This is a genomic window from Klebsiella pasteurii (genome assembly GCF_018139045.1).
Taxonomy (GTDB): Bacteria; Pseudomonadota; Gammaproteobacteria; order Enterobacterales; family Enterobacteriaceae; genus Klebsiella; species Klebsiella grimontii.
This window is the reverse complement of record NZ_CP073236.1, coordinates 1205428-1226349: the sequence shown is the minus strand read 5'-3', so window position 1 is coordinate 1226349 and position 20922 is coordinate 1205428. Positions and strand designations below refer to the sequence as shown.

At 52.6% G+C, this 20922-nt stretch carries 18 protein-coding genes; 8 read left to right on the top strand and 10 right to left on the bottom strand.

Annotated elements, in window-relative coordinates:
* Positions 1–34: 34 nt before the first annotated feature.
* The 4 genes from KCG39_RS05770 to KCG39_RS05755 are packed head-to-tail and all read right to left on the bottom strand — an operon-like array spanning position 35 to position 4609.
* Entirely contained in the window at positions 35–1990 is a 1956-nt protein-coding gene (locus tag KCG39_RS05770) for an anthranilate synthase family protein (protein WP_228299429.1), read from the bottom strand.
* 23 nt (positions 1991–2013) lie between these two features.
* Entirely contained in the window at positions 2014–2646 is a 633-nt protein-coding gene (locus KCG39_RS05765; protein ID WP_004120000.1) for an isochorismatase family protein, read from the bottom strand.
* A gap of 18 nt (positions 2647–2664) precedes the next feature.
* Positions 2665–3450: an SDR family NAD(P)-dependent oxidoreductase gene (locus KCG39_RS05760; protein ID WP_142468307.1), complete on the bottom strand. Its 786-nt coding sequence runs from the start codon at positions 3448–3450 to the stop codon at positions 2665–2667.
* The gene (locus KCG39_RS05755; RefSeq protein ID WP_071988216.1) at positions 3440–4609 is read right to left on the bottom strand and encodes a 3-deoxy-7-phosphoheptulonate synthase; all 1170 of its coding nucleotides are present in this window, start codon (positions 4607–4609) and stop codon (positions 3440–3442) included. Before KCG39_RS05755 ends, KCG39_RS05760 begins: the two co-directional genes overlap by 11 nt.
* Before the next feature lie 456 nt (positions 4610–5065).
* Here KCG39_RS05755 and KCG39_RS05750 point away from each other — a divergent pair, with 456 nt between their 5' ends.
* The 5 genes from KCG39_RS05750 (at position 5066) to KCG39_RS05730 (ending at position 12295) form a co-directional block, all read left to right on the top strand.
* The gene (locus tag KCG39_RS05750; RefSeq protein ID WP_004120003.1) at positions 5066–6586 is read left to right on the top strand and encodes an amino acid adenylation domain-containing protein; all 1521 of its coding nucleotides are present in this window, start codon (positions 5066–5068) and stop codon (positions 6584–6586) included.
* A 2-nt stretch (positions 6587–6588) separates the two neighbouring features.
* Complete coding sequence (locus tag KCG39_RS05745; RefSeq protein WP_004120004.1) at positions 6589–6819, top strand: acyl carrier protein; 231 nt, start codon at positions 6589–6591, stop codon at positions 6817–6819.
* A 65-nt stretch (positions 6820–6884) separates the two neighbouring features.
* Positions 6885–11255, top strand: a complete 4371-nt coding sequence (locus KCG39_RS05740) for a non-ribosomal peptide synthetase family protein (protein WP_142468306.1) — start codon at positions 6885–6887, stop codon at positions 11253–11255.
* A 35-nt stretch (positions 11256–11290) separates the two neighbouring features.
* Entirely contained in the window at positions 11291–11686 is a 396-nt protein-coding gene (locus KCG39_RS05735) for a nuclear transport factor 2 family protein (RefSeq protein WP_004120009.1), read from the top strand.
* A gap of 111 nt (positions 11687–11797) precedes the next feature.
* Positions 11798–12295 (top strand): MarR family winged helix-turn-helix transcriptional regulator, encoded by a 498-nt coding sequence (locus KCG39_RS05730; protein ID WP_004120012.1) that lies wholly within the window; start codon positions 11798–11800, stop codon positions 12293–12295.
* A 578-nt stretch (positions 12296–12873) separates the two neighbouring features.
* On the opposite strand, the gene KCG39_RS28050 is transcribed toward KCG39_RS05730, so the two are convergent.
* Positions 12874–13071, bottom strand: coding sequence for a hypothetical protein (locus KCG39_RS28050; RefSeq protein WP_375293856.1), 198 nt, complete (start codon positions 13069–13071; stop codon positions 12874–12876).
* 226 nt (positions 13072–13297) lie between these two features.
* Here KCG39_RS28050 and KCG39_RS05725 point away from each other — a divergent pair, with 226 nt between their 5' ends.
* Both KCG39_RS05725 and KCG39_RS05720 read left to right on the top strand, forming a co-directional pair.
* A complete protein-coding gene (locus KCG39_RS05725) occupies positions 13298–13918 on the top strand; it encodes a LysE family translocator (protein WP_142468305.1) in 621 nt (206 codons plus the stop codon).
* Positions 13919–14112: 194 nt separating this feature from the next.
* The gene (locus KCG39_RS05720; RefSeq protein WP_142468304.1) at positions 14113–15300 is read left to right on the top strand and encodes a YbfB/YjiJ family MFS transporter; all 1188 of its coding nucleotides are present in this window, start codon (positions 14113–14115) and stop codon (positions 15298–15300) included.
* Here the strand turns inward: KCG39_RS05720 and KCG39_RS05715 are convergent.
* On the bottom strand, positions 15283–16119 hold the full coding sequence (locus tag KCG39_RS05715; protein WP_142468303.1) for a LysR family transcriptional regulator: 837 nt from the start codon (positions 16117–16119) through the stop codon (positions 15283–15285). The genes KCG39_RS05720 and KCG39_RS05715 overlap by 18 nt on opposite strands.
* A 92-nt stretch (positions 16120–16211) precedes the next feature.
* On the opposite strand from KCG39_RS05715, the gene KCG39_RS05710 reads away from it, so the two are divergent.
* Positions 16212–17258 carry an NAD(P)H-dependent flavin oxidoreductase gene (locus KCG39_RS05710; protein ID WP_211811568.1) on the top strand — a complete coding sequence of 349 codons (1047 nt, stop codon included), beginning with the start codon at positions 16212–16214 and terminating at the stop codon, positions 17256–17258.
* Between the two features lie 31 nt (positions 17259–17289).
* On the opposite strand, the gene KCG39_RS05705 is transcribed toward KCG39_RS05710, so the two are convergent.
* The 4 genes from KCG39_RS05705 to KCG39_RS05690 form a co-directional block, all read right to left on the bottom strand.
* The gene (locus KCG39_RS05705; protein ID WP_162625996.1) at positions 17290–17949 is read right to left on the bottom strand and encodes a methionine ABC transporter permease; all 660 of its coding nucleotides are present in this window, start codon (positions 17947–17949) and stop codon (positions 17290–17292) included.
* Positions 17946–18737 (bottom strand): methionine ABC transporter ATP-binding protein, encoded by a 792-nt coding sequence (locus KCG39_RS05700; protein ID WP_075208541.1) that lies wholly within the window; start codon positions 18735–18737, stop codon positions 17946–17948. Before KCG39_RS05700 ends, KCG39_RS05705 begins: the two co-directional genes overlap by 4 nt.
* Positions 18734–19540, bottom strand: coding sequence for a MetQ/NlpA family ABC transporter substrate-binding protein (locus KCG39_RS05695; RefSeq protein WP_142468331.1), 807 nt, complete (start codon positions 19538–19540; stop codon positions 18734–18736). Before KCG39_RS05695 ends, KCG39_RS05700 begins: the two co-directional genes overlap by 4 nt.
* 165 nt (positions 19541–19705) lie before the next feature.
* Entirely contained in the window at positions 19706–20734 is a 1029-nt protein-coding gene (locus KCG39_RS05690) for an isopenicillin N synthase family dioxygenase (RefSeq protein ID WP_211811567.1), read from the bottom strand.
* Between the last annotated feature and the right edge of the window lie 188 nt (positions 20735–20922).

The following is a 20922-nucleotide window of genomic DNA, read 5'->3' as shown; positions in this document are numbered from 1 at the left end:
GCTCTCTCCGAATATCAGTTTTCAACACTTCCTTTTAAACGGCATCTTGTTGACTAAGAGTTACCGTTGTTGTTAAGGCGTTCTGTATCAGCCATTGATAAATAGAAAATGCGTCTTGCGTCAGGAATGACTCGTTATGAAATTGTATGGAGGCAACGTTACCTGACGATAATGCAACAATTTCACCGGAAGGGAGTCGTTCCAGCTGGACTGTTTTGTCATGCTCCGGGCTGTACCAGCATGGCCGCTGATGGAGTGCGGAGAAACTGTTATAGAAACCAACGGTATGAGGTTTTCCCTGGATAGATATCTGATGTTGGCTACCCTGGCGGTTATTGACCAGCCGCTCGATCGGAATGCCTAATTCGGCGCAAATTAACTGATGCCCCAGACAAGTCCCGATTAACGGACGCTGCTCCCGCAGCCGTTGTGCAATAATTTTTCGGCCCACGCGTATTTTGTCGAGTCGTACATTGGTTGGATCGCCAGGCCCGGGCCCAATGAATACGATGTCGCGATCGGTGAGCTGCGTTAGCTTGCTCAGGGAGTCATACCAGGGAATGAGGGTAACGGCGCAACCCGCGCTGCGTAACTGATAGGCAATCATGGCGGTGAAGTTGTCCTCCATGTCGATCAGTGTGATGGCATGTTGAGAGAGTAGAGCGCACGGGCCCAATTGCGAGTTATCCAGCCAAAAGGCGGAGGCGCGTGCATTCCGTTTTGCCAGTATCTGGTCAGCCCGATGGCGAAGTTCTGCAGACAATCCTGTTCGGTTTGGCGTCCCGGCGCTTGTTCCAGAGAAGAACGAATGCATTAGCCCTTGTAATTTGGCGCGTGTTTCACCAGCTTCATTTTGTGCGATGGAACTTCTGACGATGGTTGAACCCGCCGTAAGCCGAAAATGTCCCTGAGCGGTAATATCGGCCGTGCGGATCATTATGGCCGAGTCCAGATAACGTTTACCTTCTTGCGTACCCGTTATAGCAACGATGCCGCTGTAATAGCCGCGTCCACGGCGTTCTCGCCGGGCGATAACTTTACAGGCGCTTTCTATTGGGCTGCCGGTCACTGTTGGCGCAAATAGCGATTGCCTGATGATTTCTTTCAGACTGCGATCTGAGTTGCCATGGATAAAATATTCGGTATGCGCGATGTGCGACATAGCTTTGAGCTTCGGTCCGGATACCTGAATATCATGCTGACAGATGCTACTCATCATTTTGAGTTCTTCATCCACCACCATAAATAGTTCGTCGCGCTCTTTTGTATCCTGCAGAAAATCATCCAGCACGTGCGTCATATTCCCGGAGTCGGGGTATTTAAACGTGCCGCTGATAGGATTCATCGCCACATTCTGCTCATCAACCTGGATATGCTGTTCAGGCGTACTTCCCATGAAATAGCGGCTGCCGGTGAAGATCATCCATGTCCAGTAAGACCCGCATTCAGATTGCAGTAGCCGTTTGTACAGCGTCAACGCATGGCGGATACTGAAGTTGGTTATATCGCCCTCCAGACTGCGTGAAATCACAAAGTTGCTGCCTTCTCCGGAGCTGATTTCCTGATCAATGACGGTATCAACAATGTCGCCATACGTTTGGTCATCAAGATCGAATTGCAGGTTTCGTGGCTTGATATCATGGTCATTAATGGCTGCGATAAACGAATCTATGGGGTAATGATTTTGCCGCTCAATGTGCATGACGATCGTCTGTTCACCATCGTCAATGCAGGCATAACCTTTTTCTTTTACCTGATTAAATGGCAATAAGATCAATTTGTTAAATGAGCTTTTACCCTTCCCGTCCAGGGGAGGATCCAGCGCTAATTCTGAAAGGGATTGGTTTAGCTCAATATCCCCTTCAAGAAATAATACTGCGTTGATAGGTTCGCATTGGGGGCGGTAAATACAGGCAAAGGGTCTATCAAGATTGACCAGATGAGCCGAAAGCTCGTCGGGCTGTGCTGTGCCTTTAGATAACATCATCATCTCCTGGAGTGCCGTGAGGATCTTTAATGTTCCAATGCGTCGATAGCTTGTCGGGTTGACAGCACGACTGAACTGGTTTCCGCAGCTAGCTCAAGCGCCAGACGATGCTTTTCTTCGGAGAAATCGGCTAGCGCATCGGCAATAAAAAATGTCTCGATATCATTGGAGTACGCCTCTTGCGCTGTGCACAAACAACCGATATGGGCGTAAACGCCACAGACGATCAGCTGATCGCATTTGAGTTCGTGCAAAGTACTCAGAAGGGGAGAGTTAAAGAAGGCGCTGTAACGCCACTTCGTTAATACCCACTCATTTTCCAGAGGTGTCAACGGAGGAACAATCTGTTTATGCTCCTGGCTGCCGTTCATACCTGAACCCCATAGACTGTGCAGCAAGCCACGCTGCTGCGGCGTCATGTCGCCGGGTTGGGCTGTATAAAATACGGGTACATGCAGACGTCGGGCGACGCTAAGCAAGCGGTAAATATTGTCGATCACCTGCGCTATCGGCGAGGCGTCAGCAGTGTAAAAATCGAGGAAATAACGCTGCATATCATGTATGAGTAGCGCCGCTCTTGAACTGTTGGGTTGCCAGTCTGCAATTGATTTGGGTAATTGGCGTTCTGTCGGCAGTGGATAGGGCTGTATCTTTTCCATGTTATTCTCCTTGTACGCTTAGCAGCTGCCGAGTGCGGCGCCGCCGTCGACCAATAACGTTGATAGCGTGGTTTGCCCTGATTCTTCGCACAGGTAAAAGCAGACCGCGGCAGCAATTTCTTCCGCCGTGGCGACTTTATTGAGTGGAATACCGATGCGAAATTGTTTTGGATTACCGTTAAGCGTGTTTTGCCGGTCACTTTCGCTATGCCACATGCCGCGCAGCATCGGCGTATCGGTTGAGCCGGGAGCGACAACATTACACCGGATCCCATACGGAGCGACCTCCAGCCCCAGAGCATAAGTAAATGCCTGGGCAGCGGCTTTTGAGGCGCAGTAGGCGGCCATCGTCGCCCGCGGCACGCGCGCTGCGTTTGAGGCGATAGTGACGATGCTGCCTTTACGCTGAGCCATCATCAGATTGGCTGCATGGCGGCTGGTGTTAAATACGCCAGTCGCGTTGACGGCAAAAGTTTTCGTCCAATCTTGAGGCTGTGTTTCGGCCACGCTGGCGTGGCACAGTACGCCGGCGCCGTTGACCAGATAACCCACCGGACCCAGTTGGCGACCGATTGCGGTAAAGGCTTCTGCTACGCAGCGGTCGTCGGCAACGTCCACCGTAAAACCTGCAATGGGCTGCGGATGGTTATTTTGTAGTGTGGCTACAAGGGTTGCCAGCTGAGCGGCGTTATTATCAAGAAGCGCCAGTGAAACCCCTTCTTTCGCCAGCGCGTGGGCAACGGATTCGCCAATGCCACCGCAGGCGCCGGTAATAACGGCAATGTAGTCTTTATCAAAGGTCATTTTGTCTCTCTTTCCAGTGAGTTAATAACATCTGCGTTTGCGCTACGTTCAGGCGTGGGTCGCAGAGAATTTGCTTAAGTTGATGTTCTTCAGGATGATTATTTTCACAGAAACATTCGATGACCGGGTTCGGCGTTGCTTCCAGGTGGAGTCCAGCGGCGCAGGCATTATGTGATTTCACCTGCCTCAGGAAACCGGAGATTTCAGCCATCATGTCGCTAAGCTCGCGGCGTTTATTGCCTGCCCGCGTTTTCCCGGTATTCCCATGCATTGGATCGCACATCCATAACACCGGCGTTTCGGTTGCCTGTGCGGCCTGAATCAACGCGCCTAAACGATGAATATGTGAACGGCCAAAACGCGAAATAAAAGTCAGACGTCCAGGAATACGCTGAGGATTAAGCTGTCGGCAAAGTGTCGCGATGAACGATGGCGTTACGGTGGCGTCAATCTTGCAGGCAACAGGGTTGGCGATATTCGCCAGCATGGCGATATGTGGGCTGTCAGGCGCAAGAGTACGAATGCCGATCCAGGGCCAATGGGTACTGGCTAAATAGGATTCTCCCTGGGGATTAGTGCGGATTTGAGTCGTTTCATAGTCCAGCAATAGCGCTTCATGGCTGGTCCAGATGGGATGAACATCGCGAGGATATTCCCGTTCGTAACGTTTAATTTCGGCCAGCGTTTCCGCCGCAGCATGGTAGCTCAGCAACATCCTTTGCGGATCGTTACGCCTGGCTTCTGGCGTCGCTTCGGGCCTGTTGACTGAATCACCGCGCCACACGGGAAGTACCCTGTCGCCATTGACTTCGTTGTGTTGTGAGCGTGGTTTAGCATATTGACCGGCAATTCTGCCTACCGTCAATATTGGCAGTCCCGTCAGAGTTGAGAGTTCGCGGGACATTTGCTCGAGGAAGGTCAATTTTTTCCGCACATGTAACGCGCCAGATTCGCAAATTCTTTCAGCGCAGTCGCCAGCCTGAAATATCATTGCTTTACCTGCATAAACGGCGGCTAATGCTTTATTAAATTCGCTTATTTCTTCAAAGTTTAATAATTCTGGAAGAGTGTCTAATTCACGTATGACCAGGGCAAGCATGTCCTTATCGCTCCAGAACGGCTGTTGCCAATTGGACTTATTGCCAGGAAATGATGTCATTTCTAATCTCTCACTCGAAATTTAACAGGTTTTCCGTTTGTTTTTTAACAAAAAAGCGATGAGAAGGTACTATTCCTTGTCTGTTTAATGGGCATGAAAGACGATACGTTTTGCACAAAGATTGCACGCCAATGGGTTCCTTATGTCAATCAAAAAAGATGATTTTTTATTGTTGTTTTTTTAAGTATTTGAATTTATTGATTATTATTTTTTAGTGTTTTGGATTTTTTCCTATATGATTTTTTTTTGGAAATCAAATTGACTGAGGGCAAGGTTCGAAGATAGACTATTGAAAACAACGCTTGGTTATGCTTGTGTTGCTTATATGTTGCCTGTCCTGCTGCGCTTTTTTAAGGCGTATCACGGTAAACTGGCGGCATTTCTTTAGGTCTTTAAATTCTTCTTCAAGAGAAGATTTTATGCGTGTGAACATTCCTAATTCTCCAGGAGAGAGTGATGACGCATTCAGCATATGCCAATCAGTTAAAGGCTGTTCCTGATATATTTGATGAGATTTCGCAACGTTTTCCGGACAGGATTGCGTTAATTTTCGAACAAAGAAAAATAACCTATCGAGAACTTGCTGAGCAATGTTCAGCGCTGGCTGCGGTATTGCAAAAGAATTGCCTGATAAAAGGCGATGTTGTTGCAATAAAAATAGAACGTAGCCCGCAGTTATATATTTTTATGCTGGCGTTGATGAAAATAGGCGCTGTTATGGTTCCCGTGAACTCGAATAGTCCTGAGCGCTATATGGGTGAAATTTTACGTGCGGCAGGAGCCAAATACCTCATTAGCGATGATGTAACAAGCGTGCCCGGCGGGGCATGGCAGGTGTTGTCGAGCAGGACGCTGATACAAAACAGCGCTCAACAAAGAAGCGGGAATTATCCAGTATTAAGCGCTGATGATCCGGCGCTTATATTGATGACCTCTGGATCAACAGGAAAACCGAAGAGCGTGCTCATAGCTCATCGCGGGATTGCCAGACTGAGTCTGCCGGTACCGGCGTTGGGGAATAGCGAGCGGGACTGCTATTTGCAAATTGCAGATGTTTCATTCGCTGCCTCAGCGAATGAAATCTGGATGGCTCTATTGACCGGCGCGTGTCTGACGATTGCGCCGCCTGGCTTGCCAGATTTGATGGCCCTGGTACGGCAGATCGAATCGGATAACGTGACGATGCTATTCCTCTCTGGCGGACTGTTCCGGCTATTTGTCGAGGTTTCGGTTGAAACACTGCATATACCTGACTGTGTGGTGGTGTCGGGCGATTTTGTCAACCCTCGCCTATTTAGCGTGGCGGCGCAGGCCGGTAAAGCAAAAATATTCAATGGATTAGGATGCACGGAAAATTCAGCGATCTCGTCTCTCTATCATGTTCAGCCCGAGGGGCAATTAACCAGTGAATCTCCTGTACCGGTTGGTACTCCACTCCCTTTGGTTGAGATGGCGGTGTTCAATGAACGTTTGCAACCCTGTACCTGCGGTGAATATGGGGAATTGTTTATCGCAGGGGCTGGAGTTGCACTGGGGTATTCCGATCCGCAACTGACGGCGGAAAGGTTTATCTCCATCCCGTATCAAGGCGCAGACGTACTTTTTTATCGTACCGACGATCGGGCAACGTGCGACCAGGATCGCAATATCGTCCTGGTCGGACGAGGCAACCATATTTGTAAAATACGTGGCTTCCGCATCAATCTCGCCGGTATTGAGCACCTGTTGCGTTTACATCACGCTGTGGAGGATGTGCTGATTGTAGTAGAGGAGACGCCGGACGAACCACGATTGCATGCCTGTTATGTCACGCAGGATGATGCGCTATCCGTAGCGGATTTAAAGAATCACCTCGCTATGCATGCTCCTGCCTGGATGATACCTGAAAAATTTAGCCGTGTGCCGGTCCTGCCAATGACCGCTAACGGCAAAAAAGATCGTTTACGCTTAAAAAATTCTTTACTGGAGCAGGTGTAAATATGGACAACGTTGAGCAACAGCTACTCTCGATTTGGCAGGAGATTATTCATTCAGCGGTGATCAACCCGCAAGAAAATTTATTAGACCAGGGTGGTAACTCATTACATTTCATAAAGTTAGCATCAATGGTAAGCAAGGCATTCAATTTGGCTGTCTCGCCGGCTGACATTTTCACAGCGGGAACTATTGCCGCGCTGGCTCAGACCATTCGGCAACGGCAGCAGGTCTAATACCTGGAGTTGGGACTGCCAACAATCAGGAAGGATTTTACAGGGAATTTTAAGAGGGGGATAAAATGCCATCATTTAATAGCGGCGAGTCAAATAAGAGCTGTTTGAATAAGGCGTGTGGAGAAATTGCGGTAACGTATCTGGCAGCGACACCCGGGCAGCAGGCAATGTGGTGGCTGGATAATACGCTGGATCAGCCCCAATGCTATAACGTGCCAGTGCTGCTGACCGTTAATGCGACACTGGACGCTGATATTATGCAGCGCGCTGTGGCTGAGTTGACCTCGCGCCATGAAATATTCAGAACGCGTTTTGTTTACCTTGACGGTACACTACAGCAGCGTATCGGCGCTGATGGCTATCTCTCTTTTTCCCATCGAAAATCCGGACAGAATGAAACGCCTGAATCGGTGACTGCACAACTGGCGGCTAGCCGTTTATCACTAGCTGAGGGTCCGTTGAGTATCATTAATATGCTCAGTTCAGACTCGGGTACAACCTGGCTAGCATGCTGCTTCCACCACATCATTATTGATGCCCCCTCAGTACGTATTGTCTTGCATGATTTGCTGCAAATCTATTGTGCGCTTGACGAGAAACGCGCTCTGCCAGCGTTTAACGGCACGGGAAGCTATCAGGAATTTACTCGTTGGCAGGCAGCGTCCCTTGCGGCGGCAGAGTGCGAAGACATGCGGGATTACTGGCGGCAGGCACTGCATCCGGCTCCGCCACTATCAGACCTCCCGGTCGATTTTCCCCGTCGTCTGCGGGAAGATACCAAAGCCGCCTATACCATGCAGGCCCTCAACGAACATGAAGCGGACTCACTACAGCGGCACGCAAGATCGTTGTCAATGACACCCTTTATGTATATGTCCATGTGCTGGCAATTTTTCCTTAGCCGCATGAGTGGGCAGAAAGATATTACCGTTGGCGTACCTTTTACTCTGCGGGATCGTAGCGAGTTCGCCGAAACGCCGGGATATATGATCAATACTCTGCCGGTTCGCGTGCAGGTCAATGAAGATGACACAGTCAGGACGCTGGCTGCAAAGGTGCGTCAATCTTTTATTGGTGCACATTTCAATAAGCTGATCCCTTTCAATGAAATTGTCGCACTGTCGCGTGAAAACGCGGGACAGGACAGCCCACTATTCAGAACGTTGCTGGTTATGCCCGATACCCGGGCCGATATTTTCAACGACTTACCGTTTAAGGTCATGCTGGATGACTATTTTAGCCAGATGGCAAAATACGATCTGACGTTGTTCTTTGAAGCACAACCGCAATGGAAGCTGACGCTGGAGTATAAGACGGCGTTGTATCATCCGCAGACCATTGACTACTGGCTGAAAATATTTCGCCATTTATTGAGCGCGATGGGCGAGGACGGCGAGGTATTACTGTCATCCCTGAGGCTGTTGGATGCACCGTTAAGTCGTGAACTGGTTGTTCGAGCCAGCCTTAAGCCGTGCGCGGAGGCCTGGCGATTTGACGCCCTGGCGGCTTTCAATCAGCATGCTGTAAGCCACTCTGCGGATACTGCGTTAATTACCGCTAATGGCACACGATCGTATGGTTGGTTAGCGGAACGTTCGGGGCAGATTGCCGCCTACCTGCAGCAGCAGTTAAATATCGCTCCTGGCAAACGTGTTGCGTTATTACTGGAAAGGAATGCCGAGGCGATTGCCACTCTGTTTGGCGTGTTAAAAACCGGCGCGGCCTACATTCCGATCGACCCACAATACCCGCAAGAGCGCATTGGTTATATGTTGCAGGACGCCAGCGTGGACTGCATCGCCACGACGCGATCGCTGGTAGCAAAATTCCCAGTGTCTGGCTCCGTGCCTCTGTTGTTAATCGATGACATTCCCCCGGAGTACCCTGGGGAATGGTCTTATATCAAAAGAATGCCCGACGATGAGCTGTATATCATTTATACATCCGGTTCAACCGGGCAGCCCAAGGGAGTACGGTTATTAAATAAAACGCTCAATAACCTGATTAAGTGGCAACGAGATGTATCTGAGTGCGGTCAGGGAGATTGTACTCTGCATTTTATGTCACTTTCTTTTGATGTATCGGTTCAGGAGATCTTCGGCACGTTAGCCTGCGGTGGGCGCTTATATATTGCCAGTGAAGAAGAGCGGAGAGATCTGGATCATCTGCAAGAGGTTATCCAGGAGCAGGGAATTAATCGGCTCTATTTTCCCTACGTTGCTTTGCAGCAGTTCGCGCATTTGAGCGCATTGGCCAACAGGCAATTCCCGAGTTTAAAAGAGGTCTACTCCACCGGGGAACAGCTCGTACTCACCGCCGATATTAAACATTTTTTCAGGCAACCCGTTCGCCTGATTAATCTCTATGGTCCCTCAGAAAGCCACGTTTGTTCCGCGTATGTGCTGCCGCCGGAAAGCGATAAATGGGGAGATGCAGCGTCCATTGGTTACCCTCTACCCGGATTCAGTCTGTTGGTGGTGGATGAGCGTCTGCAGCTGGTTCCCGCCGGTGTCGCTGGTGAACTACTTATCGCTAGCGATTTTCTGTCTCCCGGCTATCACAATAAAAGTGAAGAAAGCGCTCGACGTTTTATCTCTGCTGAGAGCTTTGCAGCACAAAGTTGCCACGCGTATCGTACCGGTGATCTGGTGAGGCTGGAGCATGACGATCGGTTCAGCTACCTTGGCAGGATAGACAATCAGTTAAAAATTCGCGGTTTTAGGATCGAACCGTCAGAAGTAGAGGCGGCCATCAATGCCCTGGAGGGCGTGCAGGTTTCAGCGGTAGTTGGCAGGGCAGATCATTCAGGAAGCCAGCAGCTCATCGCCTTTATTGCTGGTTTATTGGATGATAAAGGCAATCAAAAGGATAAGATCAAACGCGGCCTTCGCCTGGTGCTGCCGGAGTATATGGTTCCCACAGAGTTGGTCTTTGTGGATAAGCTGCCTACCACGCCTAGCGGGAAAATCGATCGTAAAGCGTTACTTAAGGTGGATATTATTGTTGAATCATCAACGCAGATGCCAGAGCGGTCTCTGACGAAAACTCAGGAGCAGGTCAGGGCGCTATGGGAAACATTATTTCCGGGACGTCAGATCGCACTGCACGATGATTTTTTCGCCATTGGTGGACATTCTTTGTTGGCCACACAGCTGGTTTTTCTGCTGCGTAAGGCGTTCGATTGCGATATTCCTCTACGTTTGTTATTTAATCACCCAACCTTGTCGGCTATGGCTGAGTCCATCGACGGCTATATTGCCAGTGAAAAGGGGCGCGTCGATGCCGTCGATCGTTCCTTTGTTCAGGATGGATATGAACGCATACATTGGCAGGGAGGAGTGTGTTCAACCCCTGGGCTGACGCTGCTTACCGGGGCGACAGGATTTTTGGGCATCTACCTGCTGCGTTCATTGCTATTGGCCGGGACCCAATCCGTGCTATGCATGGTAAGAGCCAGGACGCATGAGCACGCATTGGCTCGTTTGCGTGAAAATGCGATGCGTTATGGCATCGCCGATGAGATTGATTTTTCCCGGGTTGAAGTTTGCCTCGGCGATGTTGGCCAGCGCAATTTAGGATTAAGCTCTGAAGCGTACAGCCGTTTGGCAGAGCGAGTGGACACGGTATTCCATGCGGCCGCACAGATTAATTTTTTGCTCTCTTATTCTTCGGTAAAACAGTCAAATGTGCAGGGTACGCTGAATATTTTAGCTTTCTGCGGTTGTGGCGGACGAAAAACGCTGCACTATTTATCCACTATCGCCGTATTTTCTCCACGCTATCCTGAATCGCCTATCGTTGAACATTGTGTACCGGGTCATCCGGAAGCACTGTCGATAGGTTACACGCAAAGTAAGTGGGTGGCTGAACGCTATGTTCTACAGGCCAGAGAACAAGGACTTGACGCTAACGTATTTCGCATAGGACGTATTGGCGGAGATAGCCGAAGTGGGGCCTGCCAGAGCGATGATTTTTTATGGCGACAGATAAAAAGCTTTATCCAGATGGGATTGGCGCCGGATCCGTCTTCACTATCAACGGACCTGCTGCCTGTCGACTTTGTCGCTGAAGCGATAGTTGCCTTAGCGCGTTCAGAGGCTACGCGACAGGAAAACTTCCATATTTTCCATCCTCAGAGCACCCGGTTTGATCCGGTGTATCGGGCGATTCGTTCTCTGGGTTATCCGTTGGAAACGACTTCTGACGGCGAGTGGTTGCAACAACTTGAACAGTGTGTCACCCAGGGGCGCGAGGTTGCGCTGGGGCCGGTCATTCATCTCTTTAAAGAGAATTTGTTGGATACTGGCGACAACGCCTATGGTAATCCAGAGACGACTAAGCGTATTGCGCAATTGGGTTTGCGCTTTCCTGAGCTGTCGGAGGAGACATTCAAACGTATGATCGTTTATTTCCAGCGGCAGAAAGAAATCGTCTAACAATACTTTTATCAATTTCATCAAGAGGATATAAAATGGTTCCGGCATTATTTGATAAATATATTTCGGCAGTGATGGAGAAGTCATCGGATAAGCTGGCATCCCTTTTCTCTGTTAATGGACGTTTGTCGTTGCCTTTTCGTCGCAACAGGGAGGTGATTATTGGGCGTGATAATATTCGCTTACACTATGCTAATGGCTTTGGCGTTGCGCCCTTACGCTTTACCTCCATAGAGGATGAGCGATTCCACTATACGAATAATCCCGATGTCGTCATTGTTGAATATAAACTGCATGGGAATACTCTGCCGGATGGAAAACAGTTCTCTTTGTTGTATATTAATGTGATTAAAATGAATAATGGCGAGATAACAGAGTTAATAGATTATGAGGATGTGTTGAATAGAGAATATATCTTTCAGGATGAGTAGGATAGTTCTTGTGTTATTAATAGGGGCGAAAGTTATGATGACTTTTCCTTCCTTGAAGGGATGTGGTAAAATGGTAAGCTTAACTTATTGTAAACGGCATCAGGAGAATGTATGGAAATGAATAAAAAAGTGGCTAGTGGTTCCGAGCGCGAAATATCATTGAATCGTCAATTTGAAGATGCTTTAGGAAATTTGCAATGTGTACTTGTTGCACGTCGCTCGTTGATTAATCCAGATGGCATTAACTGGCCACAGTACGATACATTGTATATTTTGCGTCAGTTCCAGCCGATGACGCCAAGCGCAATTGGTGAAAAGCTCGGATTTGCGCGTAGTAAAATGTCCAAAATTCTGAGGATGTTGAAAGATAAGCACTTTGTTGAACAAGAATCGGCAGAAAGTGACAAACGAGAAATGCTGACGCGGATTACGGAAAAAGGTATTGAGTTCCTGAATTCTGCAGAGTCCAGCAGGCGCATCATGGCTGAGCAGGTGGCATCCTGCATGTCTCAGGGCGAAATTGCTATTTTCGCTGAGCTCTGTGCAAGGGCTGCAAATATATTGCATGAGAATATTAAAGGTAAACTCGAAGACACCAGCGAAAATTAATAAGGTTTATGGTGATAAAACGCTAAACTGGTCGCTGGCGCGAAGTTCTCTTTGCCTAATGCGCAATCGAATATATGGCATAGGGATTGTGCTAAAATATTACTATGGGATGGTGTTGAACGCGAACTATATATATCAATGATGGTGAAGTTTTTTAACCTCAGAACATACATAAAGTCAGGCTTGACCTGATAGTTTCCTCTTCGTATAAAGCCAGTTTTGCGATAAGGGAGCGTTTTTGTAGCGTAACAGTATTTGTTCAAGTCTGAGTCAATACGTTTTCTTGCAGTGAAAGATGGCATTTAATTGGAAGTGATTTAATCTTTTTTGCCGTTTTTGTGCAGATTTACAGTCTATTCAGATAACGGAATTATTTTACACCGCCGCGCATATATGTCAGGTGTAACATACTCTTCTGTGCACTCTTCAAAAAACTGACCACCACTGCGTCATTTCGATTCTGGCTTCCAGATGCTCCGCTTTATGCACGTAACTGAATGATCGGCAATCTGACTCAACATTCTCCGGATACGAAAGGATAAATCAAAACATAGCAGAAAGACTTTTACCCCAACCCGTCAAATCAAAAATATATAGGAATTCACAGGAAGGCATAAAAATAACAGAGGTGCCCGGAAAGGGCGCCACTGAATGATGATGGCAGTGGGTGAATTTAAGATGCAACTAAGATCGCGGCGTCCGATCATTACCTCGCTAAAGCCATCACGATCGGCAAACTGTGCGATTTGCTCGAGCCCAAGGCCGTAGCAGTACATGTTGCTACAGAGTAAGAGATCGGAGACCGGTCTGGCGATGCGTATTTGGTTAAGCGTCATAAAAACCTGTGCTGATAAACGCGCCGTCAAATGACTTTACCGGCTTTGGCGCCAGAGATTTGTCGCGAAAAGCTTTATGCAAAGCGGGACGCGCCCGGCGAAGAAAATATCAATGATTGCGTCTTCAACGCGGTATATCTAAAATCTTCGCTTTCGGAGATAGAAAATGTCCGTCGTAGATTCCCTTCTTGCTTATTCCTTTGCCGCGCTGCTGCTCACGCTGACCCCGGGTCTTGATACCGCGCTCATTTTGCGCACCTCCACCGTTGAGGGCGGAAAAAAGGCCTTTCAGGCGGCATTGGGCATTGATACGGGGTGTTTTATCTGGGGCGCGGTGGTGGCCTTCGGCCTCGGGGCGCTGCTGGCGGCGTCGGCGCTGGCGTATGACCTGCTAAAGTGGTGCGGTGCCGTCTATCTATGCTGGCTCGGCATTCAGTTAATTCTCAAACCGCGCAGCCACTTTAACAGTCAGGAAATAGCCGCACCGTCGGCCAGCAACTGGTTTTTAAAAGGGATGCTGGGCAATGTGCTGAATCCGAAAATGGGGATATTTTATGTCTCTTTCCTGCCGCAGTTTATTCCGGCGGGCCACTCGCCAACGATCTGGACATTTCTGCTGGTCGCTATACATGTTGTGATTGGTACGCTCTGGTCGTTAACGCTAATTCTGGCCAGCCGTTACGCCGCTGGTCTCCTGAAAACGCCGACCTTTATTCGCTGGATGGATCGGGCAACCGGCGGCGTCTTTATGCTGTTTGCCGCCAAACTGGCCCTCAGCCACCGCTAAAACGTGCTGGACATGGACGTCCAGCCCTCACGCCATACTTCGTCGCCCGGCGAAGCGTTTCCCGACACTCCCCGTAAAGTCATCGGCAGACAGGCCCATGCGTCGCTTGCGCGTTGGGTTGACTGTCATCATAATAAAAAGAGAATTATATGTGCTTTTAATTCTCTTTTTGAGAATAACAGTGGGGGTGGCGGGTGAACGTTTTTGAACTCAGGCCGGGGTTAAAGGCCTTTCTGCTGGCGCTGGCCGGTTCGGCGGTGCTGATGATTGGCATGGGCTACGGGCGCTTCGCCTATACCGGGATCCTGCCGCTGATGCTGAACGAGCAGGTACTCTCGCTGCGCGAAGGCAACCTTGCCGCTTCGGCCAACTACGCGGGTTACCTGGCCGGCGCGCTGTTGCTGGCGAAAGCCAGGCCCGCGGATTCCAGAGTGCTAAATCTGCTTTCCGTATTGCTCACACTGCTGTGCCTGGCGTTACTCGGCTGGCTGGTTTCGCCGCTGGCCATTATCGCGGTACGCGGAATAGCCGGGCTGTTAAGCGCGGTGACGCTGATTGCCGCCTCTCTGTGGCTGCTGCAGCATATGAAGCACCATAACGGCGCACCGGTACTGTATTCCGGTGTCGGAATGGGGATATTTTTATCGGCGGAATTTATCTCGCTGGGCAAGACCCTGGCGCTCTCCAGCCAGCAAATATGGCTGCTGTGCGCGATAAGCGCCGGCACGCTTTTCATTCTGGCGCTGCGCCTGTTGCTGAGCCCGGCAGACTATCTTATTGCCTATCAACCTCCTGCAGGCGTACAGGACCCACAGGCGCAAGGCCGCGCGCGTGAAGCGTGGAAACTACTGTTGGTTTACGGCCTGGCCGGCTTCGGCTACATCATCACCGCCACCTACCTGCCGCTGTTTCTCAGCGGCTCGCTGAACGCTATCGATCCGGTGCAGATCTGGGCCATTTTCGGTCTTGCCGCCGTGCCCTCGTGCTTTATCTGGCATCGGTTGGTCATCAGGCTTGGCTACCGCCGCGCGTTCACCCTTAATTTGCTGATTCAGGCCGTCGGCGTCACTCTCCCGGCGTGGAGCCACGCATTGCCATTTTGTCTGCTGAGCGCGCTACTGGTCGGTTTCACCTTTATGGGAACGGTGACTATTGCGCTGCCGCAGGGAAGGCGTCTTAACCATCTGGTCTCGTTCAATATGATTGCCGCCATGACCGCGACCTACGGCGTCGGGCAAATTGTCGGCCCGCTGGTTGCCGGCGCGCTGTATGAGCGCAGCGGGTCGTTTAATCCTTCACTCTGCGCGGCAGCAGGGGCGCTGGTGGTTGCCGCCGCGCTGGTTGTCGCCGGGGGGCGGCGCGGGTCAAAGGTCGGAGGCTGAAATTAGAAGCTGGCGCATCTTCTCCAGGGCCGGGGAGGCGTAGCCTTTACGCCAGATAAGCTGGGTGATCGCCTGACCAACCGGCCGCTGTAGGCTTGCTTCGGGCAGCGTCAGGGTATCGAGCACGCTCTTCGGCAGTATGCCGGCATAGCCGCCGGAGGCGATACAGGCGATCATCGCGTGATAGGAGCCGACGTCCTGGATCTCGCTCTCCGCCTCCTCGGATTGCGCCAGATACGCTTCGCCCATTGCCCGGTAGGTACAGCCCTCCGCGAAGGCCGCAAAGCGAAGGCATTGTCTATCCGCGGGAAGCACCAGTACCAGCTGTTCTTGAAAGAGCGGCAGATATTCCAGGTCTTCGGCGGGGGAAGCGCCCTGCGGCAGGCATACCAGCGCGCAATCAAGCGCGGCGTCCAGCACCTGCTGCGTCAACTGGCGGCTGGGCTGGGTTTTAAGCGTCAGTATCACCTCCGGGCACTGGGCATGAAACTGGCTAAGCAGCGGCGGCAGGCGGCTGGCGGCGGTGGCGTCCATCGCCCCCATGCGTAAATTGCCGCCCGGCGTGGCGGGGTGCAGAGCCTGCCGGGCCTCCTCGGCAAGGCTGAGGATTTTCAGCGCATAGGCCAAAAAACGTTCCCCGGCGGGCGACAGCAGCATCTTCTTGTTACCGCGGGCAAACAGCTCGACGCCCAGTTCTTCTTCCAACTGGTGAATACGGGTTGTAATGTTGGACTGCGCCCGACCCAGCAGCTTTGCCGCGCGGGTGACGCTCTGTTCTTCCGCCACCGTTTTGAAAATCTGTAATGTGGTGTGGTTCATACTTTTATTCTTAATTTGAAAATAATATTGATCTTATCATCTCTAAAAGAGATTTTAATTACCTCAACGCACAAATTTCATCAGGGCACACCATGAGCAACCGGCTTACGCAGCAGCTTGATATTGATTATCCCATTATTCAGGCGCCGATGGCCGGCGTGTCGACGCCGGAGCTGGCGGCCGCGGTTAGCGATGCCGGCGCGCTCGGCTCTCTGGGGTTGGGATCGTCCACGGTGGAGCAGGCCGAGGCGCTCATCAACCAGACCCGGCGCTTAACCACCCGTCCGTTTAACGTCAACGTTTTTTGCCACGCTCCGGCGATAAGGGACCCGCAGCGTGAAGCGCAGTGGCTGGCGCGACTGTGCCCTGAGTTTGCGCGCTTTGGCAGCCTTCCGCCGGAGACGCTGGCGGAAATCTACCTGAGTTTTCCGCAGCAGCCCCGGATGGCCGAGCTTTTGCTCGATCTGACTCCGGCGGTGGTCAGCTTCCATTTTGGTGTTCCGGAGCGAGCGGTCGTTGACCGGCTGCGTGAAAAAGGCATCGTTACCCTGGCGAGCGCCACCAGCGTGGCAGAGGCGCAGCTGGCCGTAGAGCTGGGAATCGATATGGTGGTGGCGCAGGGCTACGAGGCCGGCGGCCATCGTGGCATCTTTGATCCCCAGGCGCCCGACGGGCAGATGAGTACCTTTACCCTGGTTCAGGCGCTTAAACGGCGCATTGATATTCCGCTTATCGCCGCAGGCGGCGTCATGGACGGCGCGGGAGTGAACAGCGTGATGAACCTCGGCGCAGACGGGGTGAAGCTAGGGACGGCGTTTCTGCTGTGCCCTGAATCTTCCACGGATAGCGGATATCGTGAGGCCCTTAAAAGCGCGTCTGACGGGCAAACGGTTTTAACCTCAGCCATTTCCGGACGCCCGGCGAGATGTCTGGTTAACGGCTGGCGTGAAATAAACGATCCGCTTCTGATTCCGGCATATCCCGTGGCTTACGCCGCCGGGAAGGCGCTGGCATCGGCGGCGAAAGCGCAGGGGGACCGTCAGTACGGCGCGCACTGGGCCGGGCAGGGAGTGAGCCTGATTCGCGAGCTGCCGGCGGCGGAGCTGATTCGGACTCTGGTCAACGAATGCGGGTTTTAATCGCGGATGGCGCGCTGCCATCCGCTTAGCGTTAACGCCGATGGGCGAGGCCGCGTACCAGACGGTCGCCGGCCATCTGCACGCCCTGCACCAGCGCGACCAGAATGAGCACTGTGCCGACCATCACCTCGTTATTAAAACGCTGATAGCCGTAGCGAATGGCCAGATCGCCCAGCCCGCCGCCGCCAATCACGCCCGCCATCGAAGAGAAGCCGATCAGCATGACGATGGTCAGCGTGATGCCTGCCAGCAGGGTCGGCAGCGCTTCCGGCAGCAGCGATTTAAAGATCACGTGCCAGATGTTGCCGCCCATCGATAAAATCGCCTCGATACGCCCGTAATCCACTTCATCCAGCGCATTCTCCGTCAGCCGCGCAAAGAACGGAAAGGCGCCAATGGTGACGGGAACCACCGCGGCGGTACTGCCGAGGGTGGTGCCAATAATCAGCCGGGTGAACGGGATCAGGGCGATCAGCAGCACGATAAACGGCAGCGAACGACCAAAGTTGATAATCGCGCCCAGCACCGCGTTGAGCTTCGGCATCGGCGCCAGGCCATTGCGGCGCGAAACAAACAGCAGCACCCCGGTTGGCAGCCCGAGCAGCACGGTGAACAGCGCCGCCAGGCCGACCATATAAACGGTATCTACCGTGCCCTGAAACAGCAGCGGCCAGAGATCTTCCCAACTCATGCTACTCCGCATAATGGCCTCCCGTGAAAACCGTGGCGGGCAAGGAAATCCCGCTCCGCCTGAGGATCGTGTAGCAGCGACTGCCGTAGCCGCGACCATGGCGCCACCAGCAAATCGGCGATTCTGCCGCTTTCAATAATCTCCCCATGCTCCAGCAGCGCCGCGTGGTCGCAGAGGTTTTTCACCACGTCCAGCTCATGGGTGATCAGCACGATGGTGAGGTTCAACTGTTGATTGATATCCGCCAGCAGGCTGAGTACCGAGGCCGTGGTCTCGGGGTCGAGGGCGCTGGTGGCCTCATCGCACAGCAGCACATCCGGCCGCGCGGCCAGCGCGCGGGCGATCCCCACGCGCTGTTTTTGGCCGCCGGAAAGCTGTGACGGAAAGGCGGCGGCTTTATCCGCCAGCCCGACCAGTTCCAGCAGCTCCGTCACCCGCGCCTGTCGCGCCGCTTTCGGCACTTTGGCTATCTCCAGCGGCACCGCGACGTTATCGGCGACGCTGCGGGCGTGCAGTAAATTAAAGTGCTGGAAGATCATCCCGGTGCGCAGCCGGTACTCGCGCAGCGCGGTTTTATCCATCCGGGTAATATCGTTCCCGTTCACAATAATGCGGCCCGACGTGGGCCGCTCCAGCAGATTCAGGCAGCGTATCAGCGTACTTTTGCCTGCGCCGCTGCGCCCAAGGATGCCGTAAACGGCTCCTTTCGGCACTTGCAGAGAGACATCGTTTAGCGCCGGTCGGCCTGTTCCGGCATAGGTTTTACTCAGCCCGACAATCTCAATCATGACTGAGGGGCAACCGGGATCACCGAGCCGTTATACTGCTTACGAATAAATTCGACGACCTGCGGCGAGGTGAGGTCTTTGGCCAGCGCCTTGATGCGCGGATCGTTCGCCAGCGCCGGCGTTGTCACCAGAATGTTGGCGTACGGGTTGTTGGTCGCGCTCTCAAGACCCAGCGCATCTTTGGCAGGCACCAGGCCCGCTTCCAGCGCGTAGTTGCCGTTAATCACCGCCAGGTCGACATCGTCCAGCGACCGCGGGATTTGCGGTGATTCAATCTCAAGGATTTTCAGGTGTTTCGGGTTTTCCACAATATCTTTCGGCGTCGCCAGGGTGGTCGCCGGGTCGGTGAATTTTGCCGCCAGCTTAATCAAGCCCTGATTTTGCAGAAGGAACAGCGCGCGGCTCAGGTTGGTGGTGTTGTTCGGTACCGCCACGGTGGCGTTCTCGGGCAGCGATTTAAAATCTTTATGTTTGCGCGAATAGATCCCCAGCGGCTCAATATGCACGGTCGCCGCGACGGCGAAGGTTTTGCCCAGCGCTTTCTCCTGATCTTTCAGATAGGGCACGTGCTGGAAGTAGTTGGCGTCGACGTCGCCGTTGGCCAGCAGTTCGTTGGCGTTAACGCCGCTGGTGAGTTCGACGATTTTCAGGTCGAGGCTGGGATCGATCTTTTTAATGTAGTTAAGGATTTCGGCGTGCGGCACCGGGTCCGCGGCGACGCGCAGCGCGGCGGCCTGGGCGGAAGTCCATGCCAGAGAGAGAGACAGTGCAACCGCTGCCAGTTTAAATGCGGCATATTTCATCATCTTATTCCTTGTGTCTGTTGTTATGTTTATACCCGTCATACTTCAAGTTGCATGTGCGTTGGCTTTGTTACTCGGCTCATCCATGAGCCTCGCCCCTGCGGGGCCAGCGCAAGCGCTGTTCAAGGCATGAGTGCCTTGTCCTGCAACCCGAATTATTAGGGTCTACACGATCAATTGCTCGGCGCGTTCGCGAAAAACATCCTGGTAGTAGCGCTCGGCGACATCAGGATGCGAACGCAGACGCCCTTTCAGGTAGTTCCAGCCCACCTCGCGCAGCAGTGGGTTTTGCGGGTCGCTATCCGGTCCGAGGGCTTCGCGGGCCAGCTCGTCAGGCAGCGTGTAGACGGGGACTACGGCATCCAACTGGGCGCCGAGGAAAAAGGCGATCGACAGCCGCTGCTGGTTGGCGGGCGGCGAAACGACCCGGTGCACCGTTGCGCGCAGATAGCCGCTGGTCGCCAGCTCCAGCAGTTCACCGATATTCACCACAAAGCTGCCCGTCAGCGGGGTGGCGTCAATCCAGCGGTCGGGGGAGACTTCGACCTGCAATCCTTTCTGCTCATCCTGCAACAAGAAGCTGAGGAAACCGGAGTCCTTATGCGCGCCAACGCCCTGGGCGCTCTGGGTTTCCTGCTGGCCGGGATAACGGATTAGCTTGATATGTTCGTTGGTTTTTTCGCCGTACAGGCCATCAAAGGCATCCAGCGGCAGGCGCAGCGCTTCGGCGAAGGCGCGCAGCAGGGTGATCCCCACCTCGGTCATTTCCCGTTGCCAGGTTAATAGCGTTGGTTTGAGCGAGGGCAACGCCTCTGGCCAGAGATTCGGCCCCTGCAGGCGCTGCCAGCGGGGAGCGCGTTCGTCAAGCCGAAGCGCCGGACGCTCGGCGCCGATATCAAACTGCTCGCGCCAGTCGGGCTGACCGCGGGTTAATTCCGACGCGGCGCGGTTGTAGCCGCGAAAATGCGGGGAGTGAATCATCGCCACGCTCTGCTTTTGAGCGTCGGGAAGGGCAAAAAAAGCGCGGGATTGCTGCTGTACGGCCTTCTGCAGCGACTCATCAACGCCGTGGTTGATCAGATAAAAGAAGACGATATCGCGGGCGGCGTGGCGCAGGTCGGTGAGAAACGCCGCTTTTTTAGCGGGATCCGCGTAGCGGGCCAGATCCAGTATCGGTAAAGTTGTCGCGTTCATTGTGTTCTCCGAAGGCGGTATTCAGATGTTTTCGTCGGTACAGGTCCAGGGTTCGGGGACAACAACAGCGCATGATCGATTCCTCAGTCGGGTGGTTGAAGCCAGCTTGCCTTAAGCGAAAATATTCAACCAATAACGTTCTTTTCTAATTTATGACCGGGGAGGGTTCTGTGCTTTTGCGAATTTTG